Origin of the sequence: Chryseobacterium sp. MMO-72, from assembly GCF_037146035.1 — a bacterium.
Taxonomy (GTDB): Bacteria; Bacteroidota; Bacteroidia; order Flavobacteriales; family Weeksellaceae; genus Chryseobacterium; species Chryseobacterium indicum.
Genome location: NZ_JBBCWG010000009.1, coordinates 13,034 through 26,120, shown reverse-complemented (window position 1 = coordinate 26,120; position 13,087 = coordinate 13,034). Strand labels below are relative to the sequence as shown.

The following is a 13,087-nucleotide window of genomic DNA, read 5'->3' as shown; positions in this document are numbered from 1 at the left end:
CGTTAACGTGAAATTTCATAATATGTTTTAAAAAGGCAACCCATATTATGTGTGCTTAAATTCCACAAGACTTATGCCATTTGTTTTTTGCTAAAAAATACGGTCAAAATTTCCTTTTTCATAAAAATTAAATTTTAAAAATTAAAATAAAGGTCTTGTATTTCCGTAATTTCTTAAAAATGTGTATTTTCGCAAACTGATAAAAAACTATAATTTATATAATGGCAATTTTAGGACAAATTAGGAGTAGACCTTGGCTTTTGATGGGAGTAATTGCACTGGCGCTTTTGGCGTTCCTTGTAAACCCCGACAGTATTGATAAGGTTTTTGGTAAAAATCCTGATGTTTTAGGAAAAGTGAATGGTGAGAAAATTACCCGTGAAGAGTTTAACGATCAACTTTTCGTGCTGCAACAACAGGCTGAACAGCAAGGTCAACCAAAAAATGGTCTTGAAGAGCAGGCATGGCAATTGCTTGTACAATCGAAGCTGATCAAACAGCAATTCGAGAAAATGGGCTTCGAAATGACGGATGATTATTTCTGGAATCAGATCCAGTACGATCAGATGTTTGCACAGCAGAAGCAGTTTTTTGATGAAAAAGGTAATTTTAAGACTCAGGAGCTTAAAAAACAAATCGAAGATATGAAGGCTGCTTCGCCGGAAAGTTACAACCAGTGGTTGAAAACCAGAAAATCAATCGAGTACAGATTGATGGCGAGACAGGTATTTGCAAATGTTTCTACCGGGATCACGACAGGGAAAAAAGAAGCGGAAGAGCTGATGAGAGAAAGAGATCAGTTAGCGGATATCGATTTCGTGAAAGTAGATTATGCAACGTATCTTCAAAAAAATAACATCAAAGTTACGACTGAAGATTTAGCTAATTATATTAAGCAGCATCCGGTAATGTTTAAGGCTGAAGAAAGCAGAAACATAGGAATTGTATATTTTCCTTCTAAGCCAAGCCCTGCAGATGATGCAGCAGCTCAGAAAGAAATAAATAAATTATTCTCTGTAGGAAGCGATGCGAGCGGAGGTTCTGAAAACTTCCAGAATACAAAGAATGACTCTATGTTCATTATGGCAAATTCTGATATGCCTTTCAATCCGCAATATCTTAAACCTAACCAATTGCCTCAGACTATTCAGGCTCAGCTTCCAACTGCAGCAATCGGTCAGACTTTTGGTCCTTACAAAGAGCAGAACTTTTATGTAGTTTCTAAACTTTTAGATAAAAAGACTTCAGATTCTACATTATCAAGACATATTCTAATTGCTTTCAAAGGAAGTCCTGCGGGAGAAGGCGTTACAAGATCTAAAGAACAGGCTAAAAAATTAGCAGATTCTATCGGAGCGATTGTAAAAGCTAATCCCGGGAAGTTCACAGAATTCCTTAAATTGTCAAACGATCCGAATTCTGCTGCTCAAGGCGGTAGTTTAGGATGGACAACTCCTGAAACGCCTTTCGTTCCTGAGTTCTTAAAATATCTGTCTGAAAATCCTAAAGGTGCGACAGGTGTTGTAGAAACGCAATTCGGTTATCACATCATCAATATTGAAGATAAAAAACCGGGAGCAATGGCTTACAAAGTAGCAAACCTTGTAAAAGCAATTAAACCTTCTGATGCTACGGAAGCAGAAGTAAATAAGAATGCGAGCAGATTTGTTCAGCAGGTTCAGGGAAAATCTTTCAACGATTTCGTGAATATTGCTAAAAAAGCAAACTATCAGTTCTCTAATCCTAAGCAGGCGAAGAGATTCGACGGTCAGCTTCAAGGATTGGGAACAGACAAAGATTCGGAAATTCTGGCATGGGCTTTCGACAAGAAAAGAGAAAAAGGAGATACTGAATTATTTACAGTAGACGGAACAGGAGATAAAATTGTAGTTTACTTAAACGGTAAGCAGGAAAAGGGAACTGCAGATCCGGAATCTGTAAGAGATCAGATTGAAGTTGTAGTTAAAAATAAACTGGCTGCGAAACAGATTTCAGAGAAAATCGGGAAAGCAGGAAATTTAGATCAGATCGCTAAACAATTCGGAACGACAAAACAGTCTGCACAGGTTAACCTGTTAAATCCTTCTGTAGCAGGTTCTATGGAGCCTAAAGTTGCAGGAGCAGCATTCGGAGTGAAGAAAGGGCAGCTTTCTAAGCCGGTTGAAGGAGGAACGGGGGTTTACGTTCTTATTAAAAAGAATGAGATCACAAACAAACAGCCCGGAGATCTTAAACAGTTTACAGAATCTGTTACCCAGAGAAATGGAGGAATGTTCGGACAGGCTTGGTTAAAGAGCTTACAGGACAATGCAGATATTGAAGACTACAGAATCGAGATCTGGAACAAGCTGGGTTCTCAGCAACAATAAAAATAATTTTTAAGATAGATAAAAAGCGGCAAAGTTTTTGCCGCTTTTTTTGTGTGTAACGCAGAGCAATAAAGAAAAACATTCAGTTAAATGTAGTATATTTGCTCATTAGAAAAAATTTAGCAAGTGAAGTTCAGTAAAGAATTAAAAGCTGGTGTGATCGCACTATTGGCCATTGTTGGTTTTGTGGTGCTTTTTCAGTTTATGAAGGGCAGAAGCCTTTTTACTACCGACAATATATTTTACGCAAGATATGATAACGTAGAAGGTCTGGCTCAGTCTTCGCCGGTTTCCATTAACGGGTTAAAGGTTGGTCAGGTAGATAAAATTATTCCTAATACATCCAAAGACGGTAAGATTGATTTTATTGTAAAAATTACAGTAGATAACAATTTTGAGTTTTCAAAAAATTCAACATTAGAGATTTTTGAACCGAGTTTAATGGGAGGAAAAGAGATGAGAATTAATCTCATGTATGGAGGACAGACGGCAAAAGACGGTGATACTTTAAGGGGTGCTTTTAAATTGGGAACTTTAGGAAGTCTGTCTTCTCAGGTAGGTCCTGTAAAAGATCAGTTACAGGTTGTATTGCACAGAGTAGATTCTTTGATGACCAACGCAAACCAGCTTGTTGATGCCCAAAACAGACAGGAGATTAAATTACTATTGGCGAATCTGAATAAAACGGTTGCCGCTTTACAGACTACTGCAGGAAGCGTAAATTCATTAGTAGGGCACAATGATCCTAAACTTCAGAAAGTATTGGATGATGCAAGTCTTACCATGCAGAGCGGAAAAGTAACTTTAGACAAATACGGGAATTTAGCAGAAAGTATTGATACTAAGAAACTAAATGCTACCATTGCTAATTTAGATGCAACAGTAGGGCAGTTAAATAATGTCGTTTCAGGAATCGACAGAGGTGAGGGAAGTTTAGGTAAAATTATGAAAGATGATCAGCTTTACAATAACCTGAATGCCGCTTCCAATAATCTGAATGCTTTAATTGAAGATCTGAAAGCACATCCCAAAAAATATGTTAACTTCTCCGTTTTCGGAAAAAATAATAAAGACTAATTTTTTTAAACCATGCATTATATCCCTAATATTATTTTTCTGATTTTATTAATTGCGGGTTTTGGACTTTTTGTAAAAAGTCTGCAAAAGATATATAGAAACATCAGATTAGGACGTGAGATCAATCGCAGCGACAGAAGAGGAGAGAGATGGGCAACGATGGCAAATGTTGCGATGGGTCAGAGTAAGATGACAAAACGTCCTGTAGCCGGAATTTTACACCTTTTTGTGTATGTAGGTTTCATCATCATCAATATCGAGCTTATCGAAATTGTCGTAGACGGAATCTTCGGAACGCACAGATTTTTATCAACCATTTTAGGAAGCACAGTTTATGGTTTCTTCACCGCCACTTTAGAGATACTGGCTCTTTTAGTGGTAATCGGGGTGGTACTCTTTTTTATCCGTAGAAATTTTTACGGGGTGAAAAGATTAACCATGAAAGAGCTTTTAGGATGGCCGAAAGAAGATGCAAACTGGATTCTGATTATCGAATTTGCTTTAATGATGGCTTTCTTTACGATGAATGCTTCAGATTTTATTCTGCAGTCGAATGGTTACGGTCATTTTGTGAAGGTTGGCTCTTTCCCGATCAGCGAGATGACGTTTGTTCCGTTTCTTGAGGTTTTCAGTTTCAGCGACGGATTTTTATTCGGAGTAGAACGTGCAGCGTGGTGGTTCCACTTTGTAGGGATTTTATTCTTTATGAACTACCTTTATTATTCAAAACATTTACACATCATCCTTGCTTTTCCGAGCACATGGTATGCAAACCTGAATGAAAAAGGAAAATTCAACAATCTTGAGTCTGTAACAAAAGAAATTAAACTGATGATGGATCCGAATGCAGATCCTTACGCAGCTCCGGCAGAAGGAGAAGCGGAAACTCCTGCGAAATTCGGAGCTGAGGATATTTTTGATCTTAATCAGGTGCAGCTTCTAAATGCCTATTCCTGCACGGAATGCGGTCGTTGTACTGCGGTTTGTCCGGCAAATATTACAGGCAAAAAATTGTCTCCGAGAGCTATCTTAATGAAGACAAGAGACCGTCTGGAAGAGGTAGGAAAGAATATCGATAAGAACGGAAAATTTGTAGACGACGGTAAAAAACTGTTGAACGATTACATCACCAAAGAAGAATTATGGGCTTGTACAACCTGTAACGCATGTACAGAAGCTTGTCCGGTTTTACTGGATCCGCTTTCCATTATCTTTGAAATGAGACGATTCCTTGTTATGGAGCAGTCTGCTGCACCGCAAGAACTGAATCTAATGATGACGAATGTAGAAAACAACGCTGCACCTTGGCAATACAATCAGGCAGACCGTCTGAACTGGGCAAAAGACTAATTAATGTAACAATCTAAAATGTAACGATGTAGCAATCATTTCATGAATAAACTGTTACAATGTTATTTTGGTAAACTGAATTAAAATGGATTTCAATATAAAAACAATGGCAGAATATGCTGCCGAAGGAAAATCGCCTGAAGTTTTATTTTGGGTAGGTTGTGCGGGAAGTTTCGACGACCGCGCTAAAAAAATTACGAAAGCATTTTGCAAAATTTTAAATAAAATAGGCGTGGAATTCGCTGTACTTGGGCAGGAAGAAAGCTGTACAGGAGATCCCGCAAAACGTGCAGGAAACGAATTTGTTTTCCAGATGATGGCTCTAACGAATATTGAAATTCTGAACGCTTATGAAGTAAAAAGAATTGTTACCGCTTGTCCGCACTGCTTCAATACGCTGAAAAATGAATATCCGAATTTAGGCGGAAATTATGAAGTGATGCATCACACTCAATTCCTTAAAAAATTAATGGAAGAAGGACGTCTGAAAATTGAAGGCGGCGCATTCAGCGGTAAAAAAATTACATTCCATGATCCTTGTTATCTGGGAAGAGCCAATGATGAATATGAAGCACCGAGACTTTTATTGGAAAAACTGGATGCCGAACTGGTGGAAATGAAGCGTTGTAAAACCAACGGGCTTTGTTGTGGAGCAGGAGGAGCACAGATGTTCAAAGAACCCGAAAAAGGGAAGAAAGACATTAATATCGAGAGAACCGAGGAAGCGTTGTCATTCGAACCGAAAGTAATAGCAACCGGATGTCCTTTCTGTAATACAATGATGACGGATGGTGTAAAACACTTCAATAAGAATGATGAAGTTGCCGTAAAAGATATTGTAGAACTTCTTGCTGAAGCAGAAGATTTATAAAAACTCAATAAAACATAAGCTCAGGATTTTCCTGAGTTTTTTGTTTGGTGATAATTCCCTCTATCCCGGATTACGGTATGAAGAAAAAATTGTAATTTTACCTTTTAAATTGATTAAAATGAAGATTGAAGAATCTAATATTGTAGAAGCAAACGACTACAGAGTAATAATATATCCTGCATCCAGACCTTTTGAAACAAAAGAAGCAAAGCAGATTACAGAGAAACTTTTTGATTTTCTGGCGACTTGGGCGGCTCACGGAAAACCGCTTTCTTCCTCTTTTAAAATTGAGAAAAATCAGTTTATTATCATCTGTGTAGATGAGGAAAAAGAAATGGCTTCAGGGTGCAGCATCGATGCATTGGGAAAGGTAATGAGAGAAATTGATGAAGAATATCAACTGGGATTATTCGACAGAATGAAAGCGAGCTTTATAGAAAACGGAGAAGTAAAAACTTTAAAACTGAACGATTTTAAATCAAAAATAAGAAACGGAGAAATCTCTAAAGATATTCAGGTTTTTGATTTTTCTAAAAATACCTATCTGGAATTTATAGGGAATTTTCTTTTGCCATTCGACAGAAGTTGGGCGGCGGGAGTTAAATAAAGCTCATAAGGCATTAATAAAATAGAAAGTGGAAGAGTTCCACTTTTTTTGCTTTGTGTATATTTGAAAACTTTTATAATCTGATCGAAGAGGATGCAGAAAATACTTTTTTTAACTACTGTTCACCGATATGACGATGACAGAATATTCCACCATCAGGCAAAAACGTTGCGGGATGCCGGAAATGTTGTTAAAATTTGCAGTCTTTCTTCAGAATTCAAGGGTAATGTCGATGGCGTTGAAATAGAGTCTTTTTCGATCTTGGGAAAAAGCAGAGAAGAAAAAATCAAAACTTTCGAAAGGATATGCAATTCTTTTCAGCCCGATTGTATTATTTGTTCTGAGCCGTTGGCGGTAATTGCTGCCGGAAAGGTTAAAAAACAGAAAAAAATCAGTATTGTATATGATATTACGGAATGGTACCCATCGATGAGAATGGTAGAAAATTTTTCCTTTCCTTTAAATATCGCCCATGCTTTTAAATTTTTTCTTTTTCAGCTATATGCTGGATTTGTGAGTACTCATTTTATTTTTGGTGAGAATACCAAAAAATTTCCGCTGGCTTATTTTTTTCCTTTTAAGAAGTCAATAACCCTGCCTTATTATCCTGATGACAGTTACATTCATCAGAATATTAAAAAACTTGAAGAAAATAAAATCTGCCTTTGTTATACAGGTCAGTTTTCAGAAGAAAAAGGGATCGGAAATTTTTTTGCCGCTGTGGATTGTTTAAGAAAGAGAAAGCCTGAGCTCAAGATCTCAATTCTTTTAATTGGCGCTTCAAGAAAAAAAAAAGATGAACAGTACTTTTCTGATCAGCTTAATAAATATCAGTTTAGTCATATTACAATTGAAAAGTCTGCCTCATTCAAAGCTTTTTCCAAAGCCTATTCTGAAGCCGATATTTGTTTTGATCTTAGGGCTATGAATTATGAAAATCATCATTGTCTGCCGATTAAAATATTTTATTACATGGCTTCCGGAAAGCCTGTGATTTATACAGATCTTAAAGCGATACGTCAACATCTTGATGTTTCGGAATTTGGTTTTCTGGTAAACCCCAAAGATTCTGAAGGTATTGCAAATAATATTCTTACCTATATTCAAAATCCTGAATTATATTCGCTTCATGCGAAAAATGCGAGATGGATTTATGAAAAAAAATACAACTGGGATATTATTAAAAATTCATTCTTAAACTTCATCAATAATCCAACGAAATAAGATGAAGCAAAATACTATTGTTAAGACCTTTCTTTCCCGATTTTTAATTCTGATATTAAATTTCGGACTTGTTATTTATTCTACAAATAAATGGGGAAGTGAAGGCAAAGGGATTATTTCACTGGTGATTGCGGATCTCACCCTGATCAGTTTTTTTGCTAATGTTTTTGTGGGAAGCAGCATGAGCTATTTTGCCAAAAGATATAGGACAGAAGCTATTTTACCGTTTGCTTACATTTGGGCTGTTTTAATGGGGATTTTAATACCGCTCATTTTTAGTTTTAATCATGCCTCAGAATATTTAATGTATCTTATCGGGCTTTCTGTCTCATCATCCTTGTTAGCGGCGAACGTCAATTTATTTGTTGGTCAGCAGAATATTAAAATGTTTAATTTATATACAGCTTTACAGCAAATTGTTCATATTATTTTTATTTTAATTATTGTTTATCTCGTTAAAGTAAATTCTGTAACGGTTTATTTTGTAGCACAAATAGCCAGTTTGGGAGTTCTGTTTATAGCGAGCGGCTTACAGATTTTTAAACATTGTAATATAAGACGAATTTCATTCTCTGGAAAAGTTGGCGGGAAATTATTGGATTATGGATGGAAGACTCAGCTGAGTGCTTTCTTACAGTTTTTAAATAACAGACTATCCTTTTATTTTCTTGAATATTTCAAAGGGATTGTAAGTGTGGGGATTTTTTCGGTAGGTATCGCTTTTTCAGAAGCAATTTGGACGGTTAGCCGAAGCCTTTCCGTTATACTTTATTCAGATGTCGTGAACAATAAAAACTCTAACGACGCTATCGAAAAGACAAAAGTTTCGTTAAGGATCAGTTTTTTAATTACATTGGTTTTTATAACCATAATGCTGCTCATTCCGGGGCAGATATATTCCATGATTTTCGGAAGAGATTTTAGTAAAACCAAAGAGATTATCCTTTTTCTTTCTCCCGGAATTCTGGCAATCGCGGTAAGTAATATTATTGGTTACTATTTTGCAGGGATTAACAAGTTAAGAATCTTAAATGTAAAATCTTTAATAGGACTTATTTTTACAATAATATCTTCATTTTACATCATTCCTAGATGGGGAATTCGCGGTGCATGTATTATTACCTCTATATCATACTGCATTTCTTCAGGCATTCTGTTTTGGAGATTTTATCAGATGACGGAATTTCGTTTTCAGGATTTCATTCTTTCTAAAGCAGAAATTAATTTACTTTTAAATAAAGTCCTAAAGAAAAATAGAACTCTCAAATAAAAATAAGTTTTATCTTTGTTGGAAATGAGGAATATTGTTTTTGGATTTCTGGTTATTTTTTGTGCCTTTCTGAGCTGCAGAACGGATGACGATGATTTGCAGAAAATCGATCAGATTTTGAATGTTTATATGAAAAACGGAGCGGGACGCGATCTTTTTCATGCTAAAAAAAACCAGACCTATTTTACCTATTCGTTAAATGATGTAAACGGAACAAAAGATGTTTCGCCTGTAAGCAGTACTCTGCGTGCTACTGCAGATTCCACTCTTTTTATTGAATATATTGCAGGAGCCAAAAGAGTTGGGCTGGATACGCTGGATCCGAACAACAAAACCTATCAGTCGGTAATTACGGTTTCACTGGTGAAGAGACTTAACAGCACAATTCTTGATACCATTAATGAAACCCTCAGAATTCAGTATCACATGACCCCTTCGGTTTTTGAGGTCTCGAAAGTTTATTATAACGATACTTTAAGGTTTACTAAAACACCGGGTTCCCCGAATGTTGTTACAATCGTAAAATAATAATTTATACATTTGCAAAACTGTTGACATTTAATGTTCAACATTCTAATAACTAACATCTAAATAAAATGTTACAAGTCAATTTTTTGCGCGACAATAAAGAGCGCGTTTTAGAAGGTCTTAAGAAAAGACAATTCAAGAATCTTGAGTTGGTAGACGAGGCTATTGCTACCGACGAAGAAAGAAAAAAAATTCAGTTTGAATTGGATTCCCAACTTTCCGAAATCAATAAAATATCCAAAGAAATCGGACTTTTAATGAAAGAAGGAAAAAAAGAAGAAGCAGAATCCGCAAAATCTAAAACAGCGCAATACAAAGAGTCGACGTCGGAATTGAAAGCTCAGTTAGATGTAAAAGAAAAAGCATTACAGGATATCTTATACCAATTACCTAACATTCCGAATGAAAAGGTGAAAAATGGTGCTTCTGCGGATGACAATGAAATCATTTATCAGTCTCACGATGTTGAAGGTCTTGGAGAAGGAGCAATTCCTCACTGGGAACTGGCAAAAAAATATAACCTTATTGATTTTGAATTGGGCGTAAAAATTGCTGGAGCAGGTTTTCCGGTATATTTAGGAAAAGGGGCAAGATTGCAGAGAGCTTTGGTTCAGTATTTTTTAGATAAAAATGTTGAGAAAGGATATATGGAAGTAAATCCTCCTCACGTTGTAAACGAAGCTTCAGGATACGGAACGGGACAATTGCCGGACAAAGAAGGGCAGATGTATTACATTCAGGCAGATGATTTATATCTGATTCCTACCGCAGAAGTTCCGGTAACGAATCTCTATCGCGATGTATTGTTTGAAGAAAAAGATCTTCCTGTTAAAAATACAGCCTTCTCACAATGCTACAGAAGAGAAGCAGGAAGTTACGGAGCGCATGTAAGAGGTTTGAACCGTCTTCACCAGTTTGAAAAAGTAGAGATCGTAAGAATTGAAAAACCGGAAAATTCTTATGCCGTATTGGAAGAAATGGTAGAACACATTAAAGAAATTTTAAGTGATCTTGAATTACCATATAGAGTTTTAAGACTTTGCGGAGGAGACACAGGTTTTGCTTCTGCCATGACCTATGATTTCGAAGTTTGGAGCGCAGCTCAGGAAAAATGGCTTGAGGTAAGTTCTGTTTCCAATTTTGAAACCTTTCAGGCAAACAGACTGAAATGCCGTTATAAAGCAGACGGAAAATCTCAGTTGGTTCACACCCTGAACGGTTCTGCAATGGCATTGCCAAGAATTATGGCTGCTTTACTGGAAAATAACCAGACCGCAGAAGGAATTAAACTTCCGAAGAAGATAGCAGAATATGCGAAATTTGATGTTATCTATTAATGATAGAAATGCCCTCTCACTCAGGGCTTTTTTTAATATTTTTTATAATAGATTGATGAAGAAAGTTTCTGAAGGTATTGTACTTTTCTGTCTTTTTTTATTTTCATTGGTAAAGAGTTCAGGATTTAAAGATCGTTTTACTGAATCAAAATTTATAGAAATAGCAGGTATTGTAATAGATTCTGAAAGCCTTAACCGGTTAGAAAATGCGAAGCTTTATGATGAAAAAGGAAAGCTTGTATCTACAACGGATAGTAGAGGTTACTTTAGCGGAAAAGTAAATTATTCTGAGAAAGGAGGAATACATTTTAAGATCAGAGTCGAACACAATGGCTATTTTTCCTTTACTCAGAAGGAAAATTGGGCAAATTTAGGAAATGTACGATGTATTTATTATTTCGGACTTGAGAAAGCATCCGGAAAATCAATGAAGAATTCTTTTTCTGAAATGAAATTGAACAAAGACCTTACATATGAATCTGTTTTAGCAGGATTCGAATCTGTTAAAAATAATCGTAGTTTTTATCATAAACTTGCATTGGCAGGAAGCAATAATGAGAATGTTTTTTTTACGATAGATCAGAAGTATTATATCATGAGCAGTACAGGATGGCTGCTTATTACTTCTCCAAACGATAAAGTCTCGGTCAATAAGAATAAAATAATTAAAGCTTCTGAATTGAATACATTAATTAAAAGAAAATATATTAAAAATATGAGTCCTTCGGAATCAAAGGATTACTCATACGAGCTGTTTACAAAATAATTTATCTACCATTTCAAAAAAATTAGCATATAGTTTAACAATTAACTTAAGCATAACCCAAATTAATGAAAAAAAATATCATTTTAATCTTTTTATTATTTACTTATTTTTTTAATTCACAAAGTATTTCCCTTGATACCACATTTGGAAATGGAGGTTATTCAACATATTATGCCTATAACGATGTATCAGATGTCGTTATGTTGTCTGACGGGCAATTTATAACTTGTACCTATGGAGATTATAATATCAATATTCGGAAAGTAAATCAGAATGGTGCTTTAGATAATGTATTTGGAACAAAAGTAATAAGCATGGGAGTTAATAAATCTTTACTTCCATATAAAATGCTATTACAAAATAATAAATTAATTATTGTAGGAAGAGTAAATGCTAATCCGACATATTCCAATATGGACGTTTTTATCACTCGACTTAATATTGATGGAACTTTAGACACTACTTTTGGAACAAACGGATTCAAAACATTTGATTTTGGCAATGAAGATTATGCTTTAGATTTAGACGTTGATAATTTAGGTAACAGCTATTTCTATGTTAAATCGTATAACAATAAAAACCTTCTAAAAATTAAATCTGATGGTTTATTGGATTCTAGTTTTGGAACTAATGGAATTTTACAAACTAATTCTTTAAGTACTGACCCCAATTTAAATAGAGTATATCTTCAAAATGATGGGAAATTTATATTGGCAGGTAGTAAAAGCAATTCTATTTCTAATTTAAATTCAACTTATTTAGAAAGAAGACTGTCAAATGGAACAATAGATTCTTCTTTTGGAAACAATGGCTCTATCAGTATAGTTGACAGTAATTTAAGTATAGGTTTTTCCAATTTAGAATTTGATTACATAAATAATTCTATACTAGTTTTAAATCAAAGTAATAGTAGCTTCTTTTTGTCAAAGATTTATTTAGACAGTGGGTCATATGTATCTAGTTTCGCAAATAATGGAAATACAGCCAAATATTCTTTTACAGATGCCCCAAATATAGAATTAAAACATATAAAAAAATTATCGAATTCAAAAATATTGATTGCAGGGAATGTTAGCAATTTTTTTGGACCACAATATAACAAAAAACTTTTTTTTGTAAAATTAGATTCTAATGGAAATTTGGACTATTCATCTAGTTCAGGATTTCAAGTATTTAATACTACTCCTCCTAATACATCGATAAGAGCTGATTATATTCCCAAATTGTTTATATTAGACTATAATTCATTTGTTTTGGCATATAGTGGGGACAGTGTTACATATGGGAAAAAATCATTTTTAACGAAGTTCAGTAATGAATTTCTTGGAGTGGAAAATATTGTACCTAATAATGATAATGCTTTTATTGCATATCCTAATCCTGCATCAGAATTTATCAAAGTAAGTAATCTAAAAAAATCGTTAAATTCTTTTGACTTTTTGATATATGATAACAGCGGAAAAATAATAAAGATGGGGCAATCAGAATTTGAAAAAAAAATAAATATTCAAAGTCTAACATCAGGAAGTTATTATATAGTTATTAAAATTAAAAATGAAGAGAAGTATCAAATGAAATTCATAAAAATTTAGTTGTAAGAAGGTATATAACATGCAGGGCGAGATGTGCAATTTAAGTAGCAGTAACCCAATCTAACAAAGACCGAACTTAGGTTAAATACTAAAAAA

The 13,087-nt window shown here is 34.8% G+C and carries 11 protein-coding genes; all 11 read left to right on the top strand.

Going from position 1 to position 13,087, the window contains the following annotated elements:
• Nucleotides 1–221 precede the first annotated feature (221 nt).
• The 11 genes from WFH39_RS12975 to WFH39_RS12925 all read left to right on the top strand — a co-directional run bounded on the left by WFH39_RS12975 (nt 222) and on the right by WFH39_RS12925 (nt 12,991).
• A complete protein-coding gene (locus tag WFH39_RS12975) occupies nt 222–2,369 on the top strand; it encodes a peptidylprolyl isomerase (protein ID WP_336690218.1) in 2,148 nt (715 codons plus the stop codon).
• Nucleotides 2,370–2,495: 126 nt separating this feature from the next.
• A complete protein-coding gene (locus tag WFH39_RS12970) occupies nt 2,496–3,446 on the top strand; it encodes an MlaD family protein (protein WP_214587587.1) in 951 nt (316 codons plus the stop codon).
• 12 nt (nt 3,447–3,458) lie between these two features.
• On the top strand, nt 3,459–4,796 hold the full coding sequence (locus WFH39_RS12965) for a 4Fe-4S dicluster domain-containing protein (RefSeq protein ID WP_336690217.1): 1,338 nt from the start codon (nt 3,459–3,461) through the stop codon (nt 4,794–4,796).
• 85 nt (nt 4,797–4,881) lie between these two features.
• Nucleotides 4,882–5,667, top strand: a complete 786-nt coding sequence (locus WFH39_RS12960; protein WP_214587585.1) for a (Fe-S)-binding protein — start codon at nt 4,882–4,884, stop codon at nt 5,665–5,667.
• A gap of 118 nt (nt 5,668–5,785) precedes the next feature.
• Nucleotides 5,786–6,274 carry a hypothetical protein gene (locus tag WFH39_RS12955; RefSeq protein ID WP_214587584.1) on the top strand — a complete coding sequence of 163 codons (489 nt, stop codon included), beginning with the start codon at nt 5,786–5,788 and terminating at the stop codon, nt 6,272–6,274.
• A gap of 93 nt (nt 6,275–6,367) precedes the next feature.
• Nucleotides 6,368–7,498, top strand: coding sequence for a glycosyltransferase (locus WFH39_RS12950; protein ID WP_336690216.1), 1,131 nt, complete (start codon nt 6,368–6,370; stop codon nt 7,496–7,498).
• Between the two features lies 1 nt (nt 7,499).
• Nucleotides 7,500–8,768, top strand: a complete 1,269-nt coding sequence (locus WFH39_RS12945) for a polysaccharide biosynthesis C-terminal domain-containing protein (protein ID WP_336690215.1) — start codon at nt 7,500–7,502, stop codon at nt 8,766–8,768.
• A gap of 24 nt (nt 8,769–8,792) precedes the next feature.
• Nucleotides 8,793–9,296: a hypothetical protein gene (locus WFH39_RS12940; protein ID WP_214587581.1), complete on the top strand. Its 504-nt coding sequence runs from the start codon at nt 8,793–8,795 to the stop codon at nt 9,294–9,296.
• 68 nt (nt 9,297–9,364) lie between these two features.
• On the top strand, nt 9,365–10,633 hold the full coding sequence (gene serS, locus WFH39_RS12935) for a serine--tRNA ligase (RefSeq protein ID WP_336690214.1): 1,269 nt from the start codon (nt 9,365–9,367) through the stop codon (nt 10,631–10,633).
• A 55-nt stretch (nt 10,634–10,688) separates the two neighbouring features.
• On the top strand, nt 10,689–11,399 hold the full coding sequence (locus WFH39_RS12930; protein WP_336690213.1) for a hypothetical protein: 711 nt from the start codon (nt 10,689–10,691) through the stop codon (nt 11,397–11,399).
• Nucleotides 11,400–11,464: 65 nt separating this feature from the next.
• Nucleotides 11,465–12,991, top strand: a complete 1,527-nt coding sequence (locus tag WFH39_RS12925) for a T9SS type A sorting domain-containing protein (protein ID WP_336690212.1) — start codon at nt 11,465–11,467, stop codon at nt 12,989–12,991.
• Nucleotides 12,992–13,087: the final 96 nt, after the last annotated feature.